The 18,049-nt window shown below is 63.2% G+C and carries 25 protein-coding genes; 12 read left to right on the top strand and 13 right to left on the bottom strand.

Translation table 11 applies throughout. The features are described 5' to 3' along the window. Window positions 1-3: 3 nt before the first annotated feature. Both ACN0RC_RS01145 and ACN0RC_RS01140 read right to left on the bottom strand, forming a co-directional pair. Window positions 4-573, bottom strand: coding sequence for an alpha/beta fold hydrolase (locus ACN0RC_RS01145; RefSeq protein ID WP_417508221.1), 570 nt, complete (start codon window positions 571-573; stop codon window positions 4-6). A 78-nt stretch (window positions 574-651) separates the two neighbouring features. After that, the gene (locus tag ACN0RC_RS01140) at window positions 652-1,203 is read right to left on the bottom strand and encodes a DUF6512 family protein (RefSeq protein ID WP_417508220.1); all 552 of its coding nucleotides are present in this window, start codon (window positions 1,201-1,203) and stop codon (window positions 652-654) included. Window positions 1,204-1,253: 50 nt separating this feature from the next. On the opposite strand from ACN0RC_RS01140, the gene ACN0RC_RS01135 reads away from it, so the two are divergent. Next, complete coding sequence (locus tag ACN0RC_RS01135; RefSeq protein WP_417508219.1) at window positions 1,254-2,042, top strand: NAD-dependent epimerase/dehydratase family protein; 789 nt, start codon at window positions 1,254-1,256, stop codon at window positions 2,040-2,042. Window positions 2,043-2,091: 49 nt separating this feature from the next. On the opposite strand, the gene ACN0RC_RS01130 is transcribed toward ACN0RC_RS01135, so the two are convergent. Then, window positions 2,092-2,766: an SDR family NAD(P)-dependent oxidoreductase gene (locus ACN0RC_RS01130; RefSeq protein WP_417508218.1), complete on the bottom strand. Its 675-nt coding sequence runs from the start codon at window positions 2,764-2,766 to the stop codon at window positions 2,092-2,094. A gap of 95 nt (window positions 2,767-2,861) precedes the next feature. Further along, window positions 2,862-3,656 carry an ABC transporter ATP-binding protein gene (locus ACN0RC_RS01125; protein ID WP_417508217.1) on the bottom strand — a complete coding sequence of 265 codons (795 nt, stop codon included), beginning with the start codon at window positions 3,654-3,656 and terminating at the stop codon, window positions 2,862-2,864. A gap of 100 nt (window positions 3,657-3,756) precedes the next feature. On the opposite strand from ACN0RC_RS01125, the gene ACN0RC_RS01120 reads away from it, so the two are divergent. Next, complete coding sequence (locus ACN0RC_RS01120) at window positions 3,757-4,419, top strand: FadR/GntR family transcriptional regulator (RefSeq protein ID WP_417508216.1); 663 nt, start codon at window positions 3,757-3,759, stop codon at window positions 4,417-4,419. A 46-nt stretch (window positions 4,420-4,465) separates the two neighbouring features. Continuing rightward, the gene (locus tag ACN0RC_RS01115; protein ID WP_417508215.1) at window positions 4,466-4,804 is read left to right on the top strand and encodes a tetratricopeptide repeat protein; all 339 of its coding nucleotides are present in this window, start codon (window positions 4,466-4,468) and stop codon (window positions 4,802-4,804) included. A gap of 98 nt (window positions 4,805-4,902) precedes the next feature. Here the strand turns inward: ACN0RC_RS01115 and ACN0RC_RS01110 are convergent, their stop codons facing one another. The 3 genes from ACN0RC_RS01110 to ACN0RC_RS01100 form a co-directional block, all read right to left on the bottom strand. After that, complete coding sequence (locus tag ACN0RC_RS01110; protein WP_417508214.1) at window positions 4,903-5,322, bottom strand: type II toxin-antitoxin system VapC family toxin; 420 nt, start codon at window positions 5,320-5,322, stop codon at window positions 4,903-4,905. Then, entirely contained in the window at window positions 5,319-5,552 is a 234-nt protein-coding gene (locus ACN0RC_RS01105; RefSeq protein ID WP_417508213.1) for a FitA-like ribbon-helix-helix domain-containing protein, read from the bottom strand. Before ACN0RC_RS01105 ends, ACN0RC_RS01110 begins: the two co-directional genes overlap by 4 nt. Window positions 5,553-5,792: 240 nt before the next feature. Further along, complete coding sequence (locus ACN0RC_RS01100) at window positions 5,793-6,287, bottom strand: HIT family protein (protein WP_417508212.1); 495 nt, start codon at window positions 6,285-6,287, stop codon at window positions 5,793-5,795. Window positions 6,288-6,732: 445 nt separating this feature from the next. Between ACN0RC_RS01100 and ACN0RC_RS01095 the strand changes: the two genes are divergently transcribed. The 4 genes from ACN0RC_RS01095 to ACN0RC_RS01080 all read left to right on the top strand — a co-directional run bounded on the left by ACN0RC_RS01095 (window position 6,733) and on the right by ACN0RC_RS01080 (window position 9,398). Beyond that, window positions 6,733-7,338, top strand: a complete 606-nt coding sequence (locus ACN0RC_RS01095) for a TetR/AcrR family transcriptional regulator (protein WP_417508211.1) — start codon at window positions 6,733-6,735, stop codon at window positions 7,336-7,338. Continuing rightward, window positions 7,335-7,937: a GNAT family N-acetyltransferase gene (locus tag ACN0RC_RS01090; protein ID WP_417508210.1), complete on the top strand. Its 603-nt coding sequence runs from the start codon at window positions 7,335-7,337 to the stop codon at window positions 7,935-7,937. The genes ACN0RC_RS01095 and ACN0RC_RS01090 overlap by 4 nt, the downstream gene beginning before the upstream one ends. 229 nt (window positions 7,938-8,166) lie before the next feature. Next, window positions 8,167-8,412, top strand: a complete 246-nt coding sequence (locus ACN0RC_RS01085) for a hypothetical protein (protein ID WP_417508209.1) — start codon at window positions 8,167-8,169, stop codon at window positions 8,410-8,412. After that, window positions 8,409-9,398 carry a Clp protease N-terminal domain-containing protein gene (locus ACN0RC_RS01080; RefSeq protein ID WP_417508208.1) on the top strand — a complete coding sequence of 330 codons (990 nt, stop codon included), beginning with the start codon at window positions 8,409-8,411 and terminating at the stop codon, window positions 9,396-9,398. The genes ACN0RC_RS01085 and ACN0RC_RS01080 overlap by 4 nt, the downstream gene beginning before the upstream one ends. Window positions 9,399-9,548: 150 nt before the next feature. On the opposite strand, the gene ACN0RC_RS01075 is transcribed toward ACN0RC_RS01080, so the two are convergent. The 3 genes from ACN0RC_RS01075 to ACN0RC_RS01065 are packed head-to-tail and all read right to left on the bottom strand — an operon-like array spanning window position 9,549 to window position 10,940. Continuing rightward, window positions 9,549-10,358, bottom strand: coding sequence for an alpha/beta fold hydrolase (locus tag ACN0RC_RS01075; RefSeq protein WP_417508207.1), 810 nt, complete (start codon window positions 10,356-10,358; stop codon window positions 9,549-9,551). 11 nt (window positions 10,359-10,369) lie between these two features. Further along, the gene (locus ACN0RC_RS01070) at window positions 10,370-10,672 is read right to left on the bottom strand and encodes a HigA family addiction module antitoxin (protein WP_417508206.1); all 303 of its coding nucleotides are present in this window, start codon (window positions 10,670-10,672) and stop codon (window positions 10,370-10,372) included. Further along, window positions 10,659-10,940 carry a type II toxin-antitoxin system RelE/ParE family toxin gene (locus ACN0RC_RS01065; RefSeq protein ID WP_417508205.1) on the bottom strand — a complete coding sequence of 94 codons (282 nt, stop codon included), beginning with the start codon at window positions 10,938-10,940 and terminating at the stop codon, window positions 10,659-10,661. Before ACN0RC_RS01065 ends, ACN0RC_RS01070 begins: the two co-directional genes overlap by 14 nt. Window positions 10,941-11,347: 407 nt before the next feature. Here ACN0RC_RS01065 and ACN0RC_RS01060 point away from each other — a divergent pair, with 407 nt between their 5' ends. Both ACN0RC_RS01060 and ACN0RC_RS01055 read left to right on the top strand, forming a co-directional pair. After that, window positions 11,348-11,542 (top strand): hypothetical protein, encoded by a 195-nt coding sequence (locus ACN0RC_RS01060; protein WP_417508204.1) that lies wholly within the window; start codon window positions 11,348-11,350, stop codon window positions 11,540-11,542. 341 nt (window positions 11,543-11,883) lie between these two features. Further along, the gene (locus ACN0RC_RS01055) at window positions 11,884-12,867 is read left to right on the top strand and encodes a hypothetical protein (protein ID WP_141393428.1); all 984 of its coding nucleotides are present in this window, start codon (window positions 11,884-11,886) and stop codon (window positions 12,865-12,867) included. A 104-nt stretch (window positions 12,868-12,971) separates the two neighbouring features. On the opposite strand, the gene ychF is transcribed toward ACN0RC_RS01055, so the two are convergent. Then, window positions 12,972-14,045 (bottom strand): redox-regulated ATPase YchF, encoded by a 1,074-nt coding sequence (gene ychF / locus ACN0RC_RS01050; RefSeq protein WP_417508203.1) that lies wholly within the window; start codon window positions 14,043-14,045, stop codon window positions 12,972-12,974. A gap of 108 nt (window positions 14,046-14,153) precedes the next feature. Here ychF and ACN0RC_RS01045 point away from each other — a divergent pair, with 108 nt between their 5' ends. From ACN0RC_RS01045 to ACN0RC_RS01035, 3 genes are read left to right on the top strand one after another with little or no spacing between them, the layout of a single operon-like run. After that, window positions 14,154-14,747 carry a 3'-5' exonuclease gene (locus ACN0RC_RS01045; protein ID WP_417508202.1) on the top strand — a complete coding sequence of 198 codons (594 nt, stop codon included), beginning with the start codon at window positions 14,154-14,156 and terminating at the stop codon, window positions 14,745-14,747. Between the two features lie 34 nt (window positions 14,748-14,781). Then, complete coding sequence (locus tag ACN0RC_RS01040) at window positions 14,782-15,189, top strand: ankyrin repeat domain-containing protein (RefSeq protein WP_417508201.1); 408 nt, start codon at window positions 14,782-14,784, stop codon at window positions 15,187-15,189. Window positions 15,190-15,247: 58 nt separating this feature from the next. Beyond that, entirely contained in the window at window positions 15,248-16,543 is a 1,296-nt protein-coding gene (locus tag ACN0RC_RS01035; protein ID WP_417508200.1) for a DNA recombination protein RmuC, read from the top strand. Here the strand turns inward: ACN0RC_RS01035 and ACN0RC_RS01030 are convergent. After that, window positions 16,531-16,824 carry a hypothetical protein gene (locus tag ACN0RC_RS01030; RefSeq protein ID WP_417508199.1) on the bottom strand — a complete coding sequence of 98 codons (294 nt, stop codon included), beginning with the start codon at window positions 16,822-16,824 and terminating at the stop codon, window positions 16,531-16,533. The genes ACN0RC_RS01035 and ACN0RC_RS01030 overlap by 13 nt on opposite strands. A 98-nt stretch (window positions 16,825-16,922) precedes the next feature. Further along, window positions 16,923-17,909, bottom strand: coding sequence for a class II fructose-bisphosphatase (glpX, locus tag ACN0RC_RS01025; protein WP_417508198.1), 987 nt, complete (start codon window positions 17,907-17,909; stop codon window positions 16,923-16,925). Between the last annotated feature and the right edge of the window lie 140 nt (window positions 17,910-18,049).

The following is an 18,049-nucleotide window of genomic DNA, read 5'->3' as shown; positions in this document are numbered from 1 at the left end:
TGATCAGTCCCAGTCGAGGTACTCCTCGATGATGACGGCCGTCTCGATCGGGTGCGTGACCGGGAAGAAGTGATCGGCCCCTTCAAGCGTCTTGATGCTGGCTCGCTCCGGGGCCGTCGCCTGCAGCTTCTCGGCATTGGCCGGCGGCGTCACATCATCTGCGGTGCCCTGCACGAGCAGGACGGGGATCGCCGGTGCAAGCGGGATGTCGGCATCCTCAACGCCCAGAAGCAGAAGCCCATTGACGCGATCGACGTGCGCGGCAGCGAAGGAGCGAGCAGCCGTGCCGCCGATCCCGTACCCGCCCACCCAGCTGTCCTCGAGGCCGAGGTGGTCGAGCACTGCCAGAACATCAGCAACCCGGTCGTCCGCTGATTCGTCGGCCGCGCCCGCGCGTGTTCCGATGCGGATGATCCGGAAGCCTGCCTCTTCGGCGAGATAGTGCGAGATCACACCGAGCCCGTCGGAGTCCAACGCACGTTCAGTGATCAGCACAAGAGCGACGGGGCCCTCACCTTCGACGACGTACGGGACGGCGCGGCCTTCAGGCTCCATGATGTTCAACTGGGACACGTGGGTGATCCTCCTGTGCGACGGGTCTTCGTCCGTCAGTCTAATTGCAGGACGCCGGTCCCAGAGGGTGCTGCCGGCTCAGTCGTCGGGGTGCGCTTCTAAGCCGTAGCGCATGTTGAGCGGGTCGATGAAGAGGTCTGGTTCATCGGGCGGCGCATGCGTGTAGCGCGCGAATGCGACACCGAGTGGCACGAACAGGATCACGCTGATCGCAATCGTCCAGCCGCTCGCGTCGAGTTCGGCAGCGACCAGCGCGAAGATCATCAGCGCAAGTCCGATGGTCACGAAGAAGGCCGCGATATCGATCCAGAGGACGTTCTTGCGCACGACCGCCTTGTAGACGAAGACGATCGCGATCATGATCACGGGGACCGAGTAGAGCGCGATCGTTGCGGCAGGCACGAAACCCGGGATGCTCCAGCCACCAAGTGCGAACAGAACGATGAACCACACCAGAACCGGCCAGAACGCAATTTTGATGTGTTCCCAGTAGCTCTCGTTGACAGCGGCGAACACCGCGACGAACCTGTTGTGCCTCGACCAGTCATAGGCGAAGTGTAAGAGCGAACCAACGAGCGACAGCGGCAGAATCGCAATGGCGTTGAGCCAGATCAGAGCGTCTGCGTTCATGGCTCGACCATAACCGCAAAGGGAATCGGGCAGGGCGATAGTGTCGTTTCATGCATCAGAGCAGATGGCTGATCACAGGTGCCGCGGGGCGCATCGGTGTCGCGCTTCGTCGTCACCTCGCTGACCGTGGCATTGCGTTACGCTCAGTCGATCTGGCGACACCTCAAGCCGTGTCAGAGGACGACGAGGTCATGACCGTCGACCTCCGCGATCTCGACGCCATGACGCGCAGCGCCGAGGGCTGCGATGGCATAGTCCACCTCGGCGGCCTCTCCGATGAGGCAGACTTCCACGATCTCGCAGAGGTCAATATCGTCGGAAGCTACCACGTACTCGAAGCCGCACGCCGAGCAGGAATCCGTCGGGTGGTCTTTGCAAGCAGCAACCGCGTCACCGGCATGTACCCCGCAGACACAATGGTCGATCCTTCCATGCCAGTCAGACCCGATGGGTTCTACGGCGTCGCCAAGATCGCTGGTGAAGCTCTCTGCCGACTCTATGCAGACAAGTTCCAACTTCTCACTGTGACGGTGCGAATCGGATCGTATGAAGAGCGTCCCCAAACCCAACGTGACCTTCGAACATGGCTCAGCCCCGGCGACGCACTCCGCGCCTTTGACGCCGCCATGATTGCGGACCAGCCCGGAGCAGTGTTCTACGCCGTCTCGGCGAACACCGAGCGTTGGTGGTCATTGAACGCGGGGAAGCAGCTTGGCTATCACCCCGAGGACGACGCGCAGGACTGGGCGAGCTTCCCGGCAGAGTCTTATCCGCCGGCTCAGCCGCAGGCTGGGCCGTACGCTGCTGCCGACTTCTCCACGACACGCATGAATCGATAGACGACGTGCGGCCTCTGTCGCATAACCGTGGCCGCCAGGAGCAGCCGTCTTACTCCCTGCCGTCCTCGAGCGGGATGAGCATGGTGCGGAAGGGTGCCGCGGTGGCGTGGAGCTCCCAGATGCGAGACGCGACGTCGTCGATGCCGTTGGGCAGCTGAAGCTTGGGAATGCCTCCTGGGATGACGAGCTGACGGACGCGGATGCCCTCGTCCTCGAGCGCGTCGTGGAGCATCTCCCCGTAGGCGCTCTCGGCTGGGAAGGCCACCGATGTTCCCGCGAAGCCTGCGCGTGCTTTCACCGAGGTGCCACCGTTGATCAGGATGATGCTGCCATCCCCCGTCTCACGCATTGAAGGCAGCACTGTACGCGCCGCACGAATGAGACCGAGCGCTGAGAACTGCAGTGCCTCCAGCGCCAACTCGGGAGTTAAATCGAGCACCGGCTTCAGGTAGTCGCGCGACGGGAGCGGGCTGTACTGCAGGACGGCGACTGGACCCAATTCAGCGGCGGCACGCGCGAGCGCGACTTCGAGCGCCGCCGGCTCCCGTACGTCTGCGACGTAACCGCGGGCCGTCACCCCACCCGCTTCGAGTTCTGCTGCCAAAGCGTCGAGCTTCAACTGGTCCCTCGAAATCAGCGCTACCGAGAAGCCCTCGCGCCCGAACTTGCGAGCGACCGCTGCTCCGAGACCGGGTCCAGCTCCGATGATTGCGATAACTGGCATTGGGAGCTTCCTTACAGTCGATGATGCCGGCGGGTACGGCCATTCGAAAGCCTACCGGGATGCGATTAGGCGACCGTCGTGGGCATCCGAATCATTCAGGCCCTCACCAGGGCTCGTGCCTGCCAGCGACCAGCACGGTGCTCGATCTCGATCGGGTGGTCGAAGCACTCGCTCACCAGCTCGGTCGTGAGGATTTCTCGGGCCGGGCCAGCTCTATGCACCTGCCCGTGCTTGACCAGCATGGCATGCGTTGTCGTTGTCGGGAGCTCCTCCAAGTGATGTGTCACCAGGATGGTGGCGAGGTCTGGGCGCGCCCGGTGCAGCTGGTCCATAGTGCCAAGGAACTGCTCGCGCGCCGCAACATCGAGTCCCGTCGATGGTTCGTCCAGCAGCAGGAGCGGAGGATCAGGCAGCAAGGCCCGTGCTATCAGCGCGCGTCCTCGCTCACCCTGCGACATCGTCGGCCACGTCGCTCTCTCAAGACCAGCAAGACCGAGCATCTCAATCAGCTCGTCGACGCGGGCATGGGTGTCGGCGTCGGGCTTCCAGCGCGGCATGAGCTCTGTCGTGCCCGTTGCACCGGTGAGAATCACCTGCCGAACAGTGAGTGGCGAGCTGAGCGGGTGTCGAGGATTGACGTGCCCAATAGACTCGCGCAGTTCCCGGATGTCGACGCGGCCGAGCTTACGGCCGAGCACGTGGACGCTGCCGCGAGTGGGGTGCTTGACCGCGCCGCACATGCTCAAGATGGTGCTCTTGCCGGCTCCGTTCGGGCCGATCAATGCCCATCTCTCCCCCGCACGAACTGTCAGGTTGATGCCACTGAGGATCTGCCGGGATTCGCGCACAAAGTCGACGCCGTCGAGGCGAAGGATCTCGCGGTCAGTCATTTGCGCTCTCCAATTCGGTGGCTTGGTCATCCAGCGCACTCCGCAGTGGCACGGGTAGACTCTACACAACTTCTCAGACAAGTAGCGAAGTGGAGACTCCATGGCACAGGTGACACGGACCCCGCTCGCAGAGCAAGCGGCAGATCTGCTTCTTGAGCGAATCCGTGCAGGCGAATGGTCGCTCGGATCGAAGCTCCCCGGCGAGAACACGCTCGGTCCGCAGCTGGGTGTCGGCCGCTCGACAATTCGAGAAGCCATCCGCCGCCTCGCAGGGCAAGGCGTGCTGTCCACCCGGCAAGGAGCCGGCGTCTTCGTTGCTGCGCTCGACGTCGCCGAGGAGTGGAGTGCAGCACTGCGCCAGGCGGACATCAACTCGGTGATCGAAGCCCGCATTGCCATCGAAGTCGAAGCTGCCGCTCTCGCTGCCGAGCGGCGCTCCCCCGCGGACCTACGCGCAATCCGACTTGCCGCAGACAAGCGTGACGCTCAACGAACGGACATGGAGGCGCACGTCGATGTGGACATCGCCTTCCACCGCGCAATCGTCGCGGCTGCACACAACCCGATCCTCATCGACTTGTTCGACAGCTTCACTCCGCGAAGCCGCCAAGCGATGATCGACCTCCTTCGCCTGCGTGACGAGTTCGGAAGCGACGTCGATCAGCACGCGCACACGGCCATCCTCGATGCAATCGCCGACCGCGACGGTCAGACGGCATCAGCACTGGCGCGAAAACACTTGCTCACGCTGAAGATGGAGTGAGACATGACTATGGTGGGAGCGATTCGACTCGTTCGAACTCGCTGGCATGTACGACTCAATGGGCTTCGAGACTGAGGCCGGCGCAGAGTACGAGCGCGCTCTCGAACTCGGCCTCGACACAGCCAGGCATGCTCAGCTCGCCGTCCAGTACGGATCGACCCTGCGTAATCTCGGTCGCATCGACGAGGCGATCGCAGTCCTGCAAGCAGCGCCGACGCATGCATCGACCGGCTCCGCATCCCGCGTCGTGTTGGCCCTGGCTCTGCACAGCGCCGGACGCAAGGACCAAGCCCTCCGAGTCGCCATCGAAGCGCAGATAGAAACGATGCCGCGCTACCAGCGCCTACCAGCGTTCGATGCGCAACTACGCCGCCGCACTCGCTAAGTCGGCGACTTCAGACGATCCGACTAGACGTTAAACCTAAATTCAACCGAGTTCCGTCACTGATGGAACGTCACGTTCGCAGCCTCGCGGCAGTGCTCTCACACCGTCCAGGGATTCACGATCTGGACGCCTGTCTTCGTGAAGTCCCTCTCGTTCCGCGTGGCACAGACCGCACCATTTGCCCGACAGATCGCCGCGATTTGCGCGTCCGGCGTGCTGATCGGCAACCCCGCCTGCTCACGAGCGAACAAGACTTCGGCGTACTCTCCGGCTGCCTCGTCGTCGAATGAGAGAAGTGAACGGGTGTCCCGGTAGGGCTGCAGCGCGGCACCGAGCGCCGTCTCCAACTCGTTCTTACGCCGACCGGTAGGCAACCGCCGAATCCCAGCCAGCAATTCGGCGAGGGTGATTGTTGTGATCGCAACGTCGTCCGGGAGGGACTCGAGCCAGGCGACAACACCTCGATCAGGGGTCGATCTGAACAGCTCCGAGATGACGTTCGTATCAAGAACGATCATCCGAAGTCCGCAGCCCGAGCGGTGTCTGACCGAGCAGGAATCTCCAGCCCTTCGACTCCACCGACGTCGCGGGCGACGCGCATCAGCGCAATCCCGATGTGTGGCCGTGACGAAGCGCGCGTCAAGATATCGCGCACCTCTGCTTCCATAGAGCGGCCATGCTCCCTGGCCTGCGCAGCCAAACGGTCCTTCACGGACTCATCAAGACCGCGGACAATGATCGACGACATCACAACCACCTCCAGTTGATAGCACCCATGATATCACTCGAATTCAGCGGATTCCAGAGCGATCCAGACCGAGACCGAGCGCAAACTCCTGACTACCGACTCAGACTCGCTGCACGCTCGAGCCGCCCTATCCGCTACTAGTGCGCCACGCTCAAGAGCGGTTCTGGGGCGTCCAGGTCACGGTTGTGCAGCATCGGAACGCCTCCCGCGAGACACTCCCGGCCCCGAGGGTCCGGTCACTCAGACGTTAAACCGGAACTCCACCGAGTTCCGGCATAGAGAAACCTCAGCCGCGAGCTGCGCCCGCAAGTCATCATGAGATTCGTTCAACGCATGAGCCGGATCCGACCAATGATCCGCCGGATAGAGCCAGACCGGTTTGGTGACGAGCGTGCCCGGCTCCCAGTCGTAGCGGGGCCAGATATGCGCATGGAGAAATGCGTCCGTGTTCCCGAGAATCTCCACGTTGACCCGGCGGAAGGCCTCGTCCCGACGGCTGCACACGCGTTCGACCGCAGTTGCAAGAAGATCGACGTCTGCCAGGTATCGGATTCGATCCGGCCTCGGCAGGTCGCTGAGGCGGTCCACGCCCGGAACCTTCGTGAGCGCCAGCGAGTAGCCCGGAAGCCATTGCACATCGCCGAACACCGCGAATGAGGCGCCCAGCTCAGCGAGAACGGTCGGGTTTGTGCCCGCGAGCGCCGCACCGACACGATCCTTGCGCCAGTCACTCATGCGATCTTCCTCTCTCCAGACGACAGGTTCGGGGTGACGGTCGACTGCGCCCGCGCGGGACACTCGCAACACATTCGCGAACAGGGAGTGAATGTTCCCCTCCGGATCCGCGAAGAATCCAGAGAACTGGCCCCACTCCCGCAACGCAGGTCGCCCCGTTGGCGTTGCCCCGGCAGCGACCAACTGATGGTAGCGCCGCTTCTGTGTCCTTGCTACCGAACGACCTGATCACGACACCAGTCGCATAACGGACGCCGTCAATAACGCTATACGTTAAACCTGAACTCAACCACGTCGCCACACATACCAACCTTTGAGTGTCGACCCGTGGCCGCGCATCATTCCACTGCCCACCAGGCACCTCGTAGCAACCCTAGTCGGGCACCCAGTTGCGCCCGGTGCGATCGAAGCATAAAATGAACAGAAGTTCATTGAAGGGAACATCGTGCCGCGGACGACGGAGCAGAACGAAGCATTGCGCTCAGCCACGCGCTCTGCTGTGGAGACGGCCGCCGTCCGGGTCTTCGCACACCGTGGTTTCGCGGCCACGAACATGCGTCAGATCGCCGTCGAGGCGGGGATCAGCACTGGGTCGATCTACCGGCACTATGCGAGCAAGGAAGAACTCTTCGCTGAACTAATCGATCAGGCCTCACGCGGGCTCGAGGCTGTCGCCGTTCAGCTCTCGACCGAAGGGGATCCACTCTCCATGATCCGATCCTTCACCGAGGTATACGTGGCGGACCTCGCGGCGAGCAACGGCGCGGCCGAGTTCTACATGGTGATCAACCAGGGTTTCTCGACGGACACTCCTGAGGGGACTGCGGCGCGGCTGGCCGCAACGCAGGGGGCGCTCTGGCGGGCCTTCGCCTTGCTCATCGGTCGAGGCCAGGCCGCAGGCCAAATCGCCGCGGGAGACCCAACCCGAATGACCGCTCACTACTTCGCCATGCTTGCCGGAATGACGACGATGCACGTTGCTCTTCGGGAGGGATCTGCGGAGCCCGATGTCGAGCTGATCCTACGAATGTTCACAGGAGGACCCCGATGAAGATCGAAGTCGCGCGCGCAGACGAAATGGGTGAGGGGTATCGGCACAGGATCGCTGAAGTTCTCGTGCAAGGGTTCGCCGAGGATTTCGCGTTCTTCTCCAAGGACCCCGACGTGCTTGCCGACGCGTTCGCCCCGATGCTCATCTTGGAGCGCTTTCACGTCGCGCTCGTCGACGGCGAGCCCGCCGCTGTCGCGGTCGTCACCGAAGGTGAGCAGGAGTGCTTCGAGCCGGATCGGCGCGAGCTCCAGCGCGTGCTCGGTCCAATACACGGGATGATCAGCTATCGGATCATCCGAAGTCAATTCATGGGGACCCACGACGGTGCCCGCGACGATCTGACGGAGATTGCGTTCGTCACGACAGCGCCGCAGCATCAGGGCAAAGGCGTAGCCACTGCGCTGATGCGTCGGCTCCTGGAGTTGCACTCCGACGAGTTCGTGTTGCGTGATATCAAGGACACCAACACCCCCGCGCTCGGACTGTACGCCAAACTCGGATTCACCGAAACGCAGCGACGGCGTGTCAAATTCGCTAATCGAGCCGGGTTCTCCGCGTATGTCTCGATGGGCCTCAGCCGCACGAAGACTGAGGCTTGAAGAGCATCCGGGCTCGACAGGCACGGAAGCGCGCTTCTGGGCCAGTCCTCAAGTCCGGACTTGAGTTCGAAAATCTAAACTCCACCACGTCGCCGCACGTACCAACCTCTCAGGACCCGGCGAATCCCCCGAAGCGTCGGCCCTCTCCTGGCCCTGCGAATACCAAGCTCGCCGAACGAGAAAGCAACCAAGGTTGACATTCGGTCACTTAGCAACGTAGGTTGACGGCATGGAGTCTCCGCGGATCGCAGCAGTAGCAGCCGATACCAGCGACCCGAAAGCAGGATTGCGGGCCGTAGCGTCCTTGCGCGTGCTCGCGGACACCCTGGAACTTCGGCAGGTCGAGGCTGCGTTGCTCTCGGGCATGAGTTGGCAGGAGATCGCCGACGCGCTCGGAGTGACGCGACAAGCCGCCCACAAGAAGCACTCCAAAAGAATTGACCCGGCGATCTCGACACCCAGGAGGAACAGATGAACAAACTCGTCCGCGCCGCTCAGACCAGCCAATCGCTTTCCCTGGCCGCCATGGAGGAAGCATCCCGGCTCGAGCTCCGCGAAGCCGACATCGACCACCTGTTCCTCGCATTGGTCATCAATGACCAGTCCGCCGGCCGCGCACTGCGCGAGCTCGGTATCGACATTGACAGCGCCCGTCTCGCCGTCGAGGAACAACGTGATGCACAGCTGACCTCACTCGGCATCGAGGCGTCGTTCCCCGAGGCGGGGCGCATCGTGTTCCATGAGACGGATGGGTACGAGTGGACTGCTCGTGCTCGGGACCTCATCGCGAAGTCCAGCAGCAAAGGCAAGCCAGGCGACGCGGCCGCCGTTCTCCGGGAACTCGTCGCAGAACCCAGCGGTCTGATCACGGATATCCTCGGCCGCCTTGGCGCGACATCCGATGTGCTCATCGAACGCCTCGATCGGGCCGACTCGCTCTCTATGAAGTCCATGCCCGCCGCAGCGAAAGTGAAGGGGCGGACCACGGGAACGACTGAGACTTTCGTATCCGCACCGCTGGACGAGGTGTGGGCGTTCCTCACAGATCCCGCACGTATCCCCGAGTGGGAACCGAGCATCGGTATCCTCGATCAGACCAGTCAAGAAGCGACGCCAGGTACGGTCTGGGATGGCGTTGCACCCGCAAGCTATCCAGACGGCAAGCCCGTGAAGATTAAGCCTCAGTTTCGTCGACGCAGTGTTGAACTCATCGCACTTCACCAACCGGACAGCATCGCGTGGAGCTTCGGATATCCCGACGTCGCGCAAAGCAATTCAGTGCTGACTGAATTCACATTGGTGAGCGCGACCGGTGGCACGCAGGTACGGATCAGCAGGTCCTGGTCGCGACGCCAAGGCTGGCGAGGACTTGTCGCATGGCCGCTACGTCCGATTCGAAAGTTCCTGGTGTGGATCTCCTTGTTCCAGACCGGTGGCGCGATCAGCCGAGCGTTTCGCTAGACCCAGGCCGCGGCGACTCGCCTGATGGTCGCACATAAATCGATTGCCCGGATCCCCCACAGGGAGATCCAGGCAATCGAACCAGACGTTAGAGCAGAACGCGACTACACGTTGAAGCGGAACTCCACCACGTCGCCGCAGCTACCAACCTCAGCGGACACTGGTCCGCGAGTCGCTGGCCTGATCGCGGGATAACCAGCGGCGAAGCACGTCGATCCACTCGTCGAAGGCGTCGAGGTGCGCATCATGGCTGCCGCCGGAGAGATCGACTCTGACCGTCTCGGGCCTGCGCCGGATCAGCTCGTCCTTGTCGGCATCGCTGAACATCCCGTGCTTGGCGAAAATCGCGAGCGTCGGAACCTGCAGAGCTTCCCACTCGTCCCAGCGCGGTTCACGCACAGCCTCGATCGTGCGTTGCATGACCGCGGAGTCGAAACGCGGGACGAGCCCATCATCCGTCGACTGGAGATCCGCTACCCAGGCATCAACGATCGCGTCATCACCGAGGAACTCGCGGGCAGCGGCCTCGTCCCGGAACGGAACCGGCCAGGACGCGAAGTACGCGCCGAGACCAGCAGCCTCGCGCGGATCGTCACTCCCCGACACATGACCTTCGAGCATCACGAGCCCCTCGACCAGGTCTGGGCGCGCTGCTGCTGCGAGAAAAGCAGTGTGGGCTCCCATCGACTGCCCGACGAGCGTCGCTTGACTCCCTGGGGCGAGCTCCTCGATCGCCGCCACGACGTCGCCGACGAAGGCGTCGCGGGATAGATCATCGGGAAGCCGCGTGCTCGCACCGTGCCCTCGCTGGTCCACGAGCAGGACCCGATGGTCCTGCAACGCTCGCGCCGTGCGCAGCAACTCCCGCGAGCTCCCGACAAGCCCGTGCAGCAGCACGACGACAGGGCCGTCGCCGCCGAGGTCGGTGACCGCGATGCAGACGCCTCCGGGGCGTTGCACGACGCAGCTGGTCACGCGACCCGTAGCGGCGCGATCGCCGCGATCTGCTCACCTGCTGCGTCCTCGGCGCGGTCGAGCTCATAGTGGCTCTGCAGGTTGATCCAGAACTCGGCCGACGTGCCGAAGTACCTCGCGAGCCGCAGCGCCGTGTCTGCGGTGATCCCCCGCTTGCCGTGCACGATCTCGTTGATCCGCCGGGGCGGGACGCCGATCGACACGGCGAGCTTGTTCTGTGTGATGCCGAAGCCCTCGATGAAGTCCTCCATGAGGACCTCACCCGGGTGAATCGGCTCGATCCTGTCAGTGGTAGTCAACGATCTGCACCTCCGCTGGTCCAGCGTCGGTCCACACGAAGCAGATCCGCCACTGGTCGTTGATCCTGTTGCTGTGCTGCCCGACCCGATCGCCCTTGAGCGCCTCGAGCCGATTGCCAGGCGGGACGCGGAGGTCCTCGAGAGACTCTGCAGACCCCACCTGACGTAGCTTGCGCAGCGCGACCCGATGGATCCTCGGATCGATCGAGCGCACGCGCTCACGACGCCACAGCCGTTCGGTGTCCTTGTTGCCGAACGATCTGATCACGAAACCAGTGTATAACGGAGTCCGTCATTAACGCTATACGTTAAACCGGAATTCGACCACGTCGCCACAGATACCAACCTCTGGATCTACAAGGTCACCTAGAGCTGATACCAAGGCTGCACGATCGACGGACAATAGGAGGCAGACCACGACGGTCTCGAAGTCACGGATCCACTCGTGCTCGGCGGATGCGAGGGAGTATCTCGACTGTGATGATCAACGCCGCGCAGGCGACCCCCATGCCGAGCACGGACCAACCTATCCACCATGCATCGGCCTCATCTTCCACGCGCATGCCACCGCCGCCTCTACCCGGAAATCTCCAACCGACGGTGCACGCGGGGTACAACAGGGCGACCAGCCCCCATCCGATGAGCATGAACCAGACCGCGCAAGACGCCACCTGCATGACCAACATTCTCGTCACCGCAGACCGCGGAAGGAGCATCAACGCCGGAGCCGTCGAGCCCACCAACGTCAGAGCACTACAGGCCACGAACACGCCCCACACACCCCAAGACAGGTACATCGCGCACCCGCCGACCACCAGCATCGCCGTGGCAGCGATGATCGCCCAGTGTTTTCTCGCAAGAGGAAAATGAATTCGCTTCGACCGGCTGGGGGCCACTCGTGTACCGCCGTTCAACAAAGAGACCGTCAGGCGTTAATCCTAAACTCCACCACCTCACGGCGCGCCAAGCCTCCGCGAGAGCCCCTTTTTGAGCGCCCATTGGAGAGAAGGACGCCGCCGATGGAATGCGGCATGCGCCAAAGGCTCAGTTCGAGAATCTAAACTCAACCACGTCGCCGCACATACCAACCTCTGCCGCCAGACACGAGTTAGATGCTGCGCAAGACGGCGAGACGCTCCCTGGCCGCTCTGCGAACCAGCCAGATTATATGCTCAATATCCGTTCGCCACTCCCCTGATATTCTCATCCGGATGACTACCCCTGATGCGCATGCACTAGAAGCGGCCGAGCGATGGACTTCCTCGCAGATCAAGAACTGGTCGCCACAGTGGCGGACGAATCTAGCAGAATGGCTGGAGCCAAACCTCGCCCTCGTCGGAGATTCTGAGTGGGGCGGCCAGATCCGGGACATGGTTCAGCTCCCCGTCCAAGACCCCCTCGCGTGGGCGAACAGACGCGTGGAACTGCCGAACGGACATTGGGCCGTCGCGGGTATTCGGTTCCGGGGGCGAGACATTGAGAAGCCATTCGTGGACATAATCGCAACATCACTGCCGCCTGAACCATTGGGATTTGCCGCTCTCGGTGATGTTTTGCCGAGCTTCGACGCCTTCTCGCCGCTGTGCATGCGCGTCAACCTACCCGACCCGGAACAGCGACTTCGAGCGCTCACTGGTTCGGGTATGGATGTTGGACAAGCTACGCCAGATCTGCTGATCGTGGCACGCCCCGTAGCCGAGATGCGCGAGCAGCCTCTGGCCGACCGCTACGACGATGTGACTCTCGTTGCTTGCGCTCCGGAAGAAGCAGCAGAACGCGTCGCGGCAATCTACGAAGCACTAAAGCCATCACGGCCGCAACTGGGCCAGTGGGCCGTGCCGGCTGACGCAGAATCGCTTGAGGATGCCGCGGAAGAAGGGCTACTTTTCGAGATTCGCGTGGGTGGCACCTCAGCGGGCATTGTGGCCGCAGAGCGTGATGATTCCTACGGATTCACTGGCTTCTGCATGCAGGAGATCGCCCTCAATTCAGCACATCGCGGACAACGTGTGGGCATCGCCGCCTTACAGCGGCTGACGCGACAAGTGCCGGCGAACACTAACGATGTGCTTTGGGGGCATATCCATCCAGACAACGTACCGTCTCTGCGTAACGCCCGAGACAGCGGGCGACAAGTGGTTACCGCTCATGTGTGGGTCACGCCTACTGGATACCGCGGAATGCCAACGACCTAAGCGGTTGAGGCACTTACTCGCCTGGTTGCGCACGCTAGATCGGAACTCCGGCAAATTCCTCGGCTTGAGGCAGAAGAGACGAAAACCCTATTCAGGCGGCATTTTTATACGTTGAACCTAAATTCCACCACGTCGCCATCCTGCATGACGTACTCCTTGCCCTCCATGCGGGCCTTGCCCTTGGAGCGGGCTTCGGCGACCGAGCCGGTCTCGACGAGGTCGTCGAACGAGATGACCTCGGCCTTGATGAAGCCCTTCTCGAAGTCGGTGTGGATGACGCCGGCAGCCTGCGGCGCCTTGGCGCCCTTGGGGATCGTCCACGCACGCGATTCCTTCGGACCTGCCGTGAGGTACGTCTGCAGTCCCAGCGTCTCGAAGCCGATGCGGGCGAGCTGGTCCAGTCCGGACTCGTCCTGGCCTGTGGATGCCAGCAGCTCAGCAGCATCCTCAGGATCGAGATCGATGAGCTCGGACTCGATCTTCGCATCGAGGAAGATCGCCTTGGCTGGTGCCACGAGCGCTTCGAGGTCGGCCTTGCGCGTAGCATCCGTCAGCACGGTCTCATCGACGTTGAACACGAAGATGACCGGCTTCGAAGTGAGTAGGCCGAGTTCCTTGATCGGGGCGAGGTCGATGCCGCTGACGGAGAGCAGCACTCCGCGCTCCAGAGCATCCTTCGCGGCGTTCGCCGTCTCGAGAACCGACGAGTCGAGCTTCTTGCCCCGTACCTCTTTCTCAAACCGCGGGATAGCCTTCTCGATCGTCTGGAGGTCAGCGAGCATGAGCTCCGCGTTGATCGTCTCGAGATCGTTCTTCGGGTTGATCGCGCCCTCGACGTGCACCACGTCACCGTCAGCGAATCCGCGCACGACCTGAGCGATAGCATCCGCCTCACGGATGTTCGCGAGGAACTGGTTGCCGAGGCCCTCGCCCTCGCTCGCTCCGCGCACGATTCCGGCGATGTCGACGAACGACACCGTCGCCGGGAGCAGTCGCTCGCTGCCGAAGATGTCGGCGAGTTTCTGCAGACGCGAGTCCGGCAGGTTGACGACCCCGATGTTCGGCTCGATCGTCGCGAACGGATAGTTCGCCGCGAGCACGTCGTTCTTGGTCAGAGCGTTGAAGAGGGTGGACTTGCCGACGTTGGGCAGGCCGACGATTCCGATAGTGAGAGCCACGGGGTAAGAGTCTACCGGCGCGCGCCTGGACGCCTTACTCGCGGTCGGTCGTGGATTCCTACGGCGAGTCTGCCGCACGAGACTCCGACTCAGGGTGAAAGTGAAAGTGTGCCTCTGGACTTCACTGCAATCGACTTCGAAACCGCGAACTCCAGCCCGGCATCTGCCTGCTCGGTCGGACTCGTCCGGGTCCGCGACGGAGAGGTCGTCGCGACCGCCGGATGGCTGATCCGTCCGCCGGCAGGCCACGACGAGTTCCAGGAGTGGAACATCAAGATCCACGGCATCCATCCTCATGAAGTGGCGGATGCGGCGACCTGGCCCGAGCAGTTCGACAGGCTGTGCGCCTTTGCCGGAGCTGACGTCCTCGTGGCGCACAACGCGGGCTTCGATATGAAGGTGCTGCGCACGGCGTCCGAGGTCACGCTCCTCGACTGCCCGCCCTACCGCTCACTGTGCAGCCTGCAGGTCGCGCGAAAGGTCTATGACCTCGACTCGTACCGGTTGCCGAATGCCGCTGCCGCGGCCGGCTTCGCCGAGTTCTCGCATCACGACGCGCTGGCGGATGCTCGTGCGTGCGCACAGATCGTCATCGATGCAGCCCGCCGCACCGCAGCTGCAGATGTCCACGCTCTCGCCAGCTCGCTCAGCCTTCGCGTCACCGAGCCGGCCACACCCGCCATCGCCGAACGCGCTGCGTGAGGACATCTTCCGTCCGGCACGCAAGAATGGCCGTATGACGAATCCATCCGGCGACTCCCCCGTCAGCCTCGAGGTCATCGAGGGTACCTTCGATCTCGCGCGACAGGGTCGCACCGGCCCGCTCGGCGAGATGATCGACGCCGGTGTTCCGATCGATCTGCGCAACCCACGCGGCGACACGTTAACGATCGTCGCCACGTACGCCGAAGAACCGCACACCGTTGCAGATCTCATCCGTCGCGGGGCGGATCTGGATGCTGTGAATGCGAACGGCCAGACCGCGATCTCGTGTGCGGTATTCCGCAAAAACGAGACACTGCTGCGGATGCTGCTGGATGCCGGAGCCGACCAGAACGCCGGCGCGATGTCGGCGATCGCGATCGCTGACCAGTTCAAGCTCACCGAGATGCGCGCGGTGCTCGAGGACTACGCGGCACGCTGACGCTGCCTTATCGGGGCGGCAGCCCGGCAATGTCCGAGGCCCGCGGCATCATGGCGGTATGGATGCTTCGCTGATCGCTCTGCTGGTTATCACCGCCCTCGCGGTCGGGGCTGCTGTGGGTTGGTTTGCGCGCGCAGCGCGCGCCACTTCTTCGCAAGCACAGGCACGTGCTGACCTCGCGCGCGCTGAAGCCGAACTGGCTGCGGCCCGCGACGACCGAGACCGGCAGTACGACTTGTACCGCGATGCCGTCGAGCATGCTCGTACAGAGCAGCGAGCCGAAGCCGAACGCGTGCAGCAGCAGAACGCGGTTCTCACCGCACTCGCGCCAGTGCGCGAATCGCTTCAGCAGATGCAGACCAAGGTGGCCTCTCTCGAGCAGGAGCGTCATGCGCAGTTCGGGTCGCTCACCGAGCAGCTGCGACGCGCACAGGAATCAGACGAGGCACTGCGTGCCACCACCGAATCGCTTGCCGGCGCACTGCGCTCGACGGCGACACGAGGCGTGTGGGGCGAGACCCAGCTGCGCCGCGTCGTCGAGGCCGCCGGCCTCACGCGCCACGTCGATTTCGATCTGCAGTCGACGATCTCTTCCGACCGCGGACAAGGCCGACCCGACATGGTGGTGCGCCTTCCTGGAGGCACGTCGATCGCAGTCGATGCGAAGGTGCCGCTCGACGCATACCTCGAAGCCAGCGCACTCAGCGGCGGTGATGCGAACGAGGCCCAACGCCGGGTGCACATGCAGAAGCACGTCAAGGCTGTTCGGGCTCACGTCGATGCACTCGCGAAGAAGGCGTATTGGTCCGGACTCGATGCGAGCCCCGAGTTCGTGATCTGCTTCTTGCCGAGCGAGTCTCTGCTCGCTGCCGCGATCGATGAAGACCCGACGCTGCTCGACTACGCATTCAGCAAGCGCGTCGCGCTGGCATCGCCGGTGAACCTCTGGGCAGTGCTGAAGACGGTCTCGTTCACGTGGACGCAGCAGGAAGTGTCTACCGAAGCCCGCACCCTGCTCGCGCTCGGCACGCAGCTGTTCGATCGCCTGGGCACCCTCGCCGGTCACGCCGACGACCTGCGCCGCGCGCTGGAGCGCACGGTCGACAGCTACAACAAGTTCGCCGGCTCCCTCGAGACCCGTGTGCTCGTGACAGCGCGGCAGTTCCCCGGAATCGATGCCTCCGCGCTCGCTCCCGCGCCGCCGGCGATCACCAGCGTGCCGCGCAAGTTCACCGCTCCTGAGCTGGTCGACGCCGATCCGGCATCAGAGATCGAAGCCGACCTCGGTGCGGTGCGAAACCGGCTCGCAGAGGTCGATTCGGTCAAAAGCCGTGACGAGCGTCAGGCGCTGTAGGGAACCCAGCTGAGCGCAGCGATCACGAGCCCCGACGTCAGGACAAATGCGCCGATCATCCACCACGAGCTGATCTCGTGCCCTTCGGCGCGACGAACCCGGAAGAGCACGTCAGCACGGCGTGCAGGATCCACGTGCGCAGGGGCTGATGCCGCGGCGGCCGCAGCGGCCACACGTGCTGCCTCATCGTCCGCAGAGACGCGCAGAATGCGACCAGTGTTGGTGGTGACCATCTTCACTGGAGCCGACTTCTCGTTGCTGCTCATCTGTCCCGCGGCCATGTGACCCCTCCCTGGATGTCGTCGAAGATGACTCCTCGACGACATCACCCATTGTGCCAGGTAACCCTGATAACGGTCGGAGGGGCGCCGTCAGAGACTCAGAGCCACTTCGAGACGAGGTGCTCAGATGTGACGCGGCGCAAAGTGCCGGATGCACCGCGCAGCACTACGGATTCCGTATAGACGTAGTTGCCCTCACGGCGGACGCCCGCCACGAGCTGCCCATCGGTCACACCGGTCGCCACGAAGATCGTGTTGTCTCCCTTGACGAGCTCATCGGCCTCGTAGACGTAGTCCATCTTGAGCCCGGCATCGGTCCCGCGCTGACGTTCTTCATCGTCACGCGGCCAGAGACGCCCCTGGATGTGTCCTCCGAGTGCCTTGATCGCACACGCGGTGACGATGCCTTCCGGGCTGCCACCGACTCCGACGCACATGTCGGTGCGAGCGCCGTGACGCGCAGCGTTGATGCCGCCTGCGACGTCGCCATCGCTCATCAGACGGGTGCCGGCACCGGCTTCACGGATCTCATCGATCAGCTTCTCGTGACGAGGCCGATTCAGTACCGAGACGACGATCTCGTCGACCGACTTGCCGAGAGCCTTCGCCAGGCGTCGGATGTTCTCACCGACCGGCAGATTGATGTCGACGACACCGACGCCGGCGGGACCTGTGACGAGTTTGTCCATATAGAAGACGCTCGAGGCATCGAGCATCGTGCCGCGGTCAGAGACCGCGATGACCGAAAGTGCATTCTGACGACCAGCGGCGGTGAGTGAGGTGCCATCGATGGGGTCAACCGCGATGTCGCACTCGGGTCCGCGCCCAGAGCCGACGACCTCGCCGTTGAAGAGCATCGGGGCGTTGTCCTTCTCGCCCTCGCCGATGACGACGCGGCCCTGGAAGTTCACAGTGCCGAGGAACGCGCGCATGGCGTCGACGGCAGCTCCGTCAGCAGCTTCCTTCGCCCCGCGGCCGATGAACGGCACCGCCCGGATCGATGCCGCCTCAGTCGCACGCACCAGCTCAAGCGCAAGGTTCCGATCGGGACGCAGGGGGCTCATATCAGCCGTAAGACTCACCATGTGGCCAGCCTAGTGACCGCCCCGCATGAGACTGGGGCGTTTTCGGCGTAGCACGCACGAAGAAATCGCAGTTCTTAACCACCGGGAAAGAGAGGGTGGCCCCGACGCTGACCGCGCCGTCATCAGTTCATGGCCAGCGA

Origin of the sequence: Microbacterium sp., assembly GCF_048259935.1 — a bacterium.
Classification (GTDB): Bacteria; Actinomycetota; Actinomycetes; order Actinomycetales; family Microbacteriaceae; genus Microbacterium.
The sequence above is the reverse complement of the archived record's forward strand: the minus strand, read 5'-3'. Positions and strand labels throughout refer to the sequence as shown.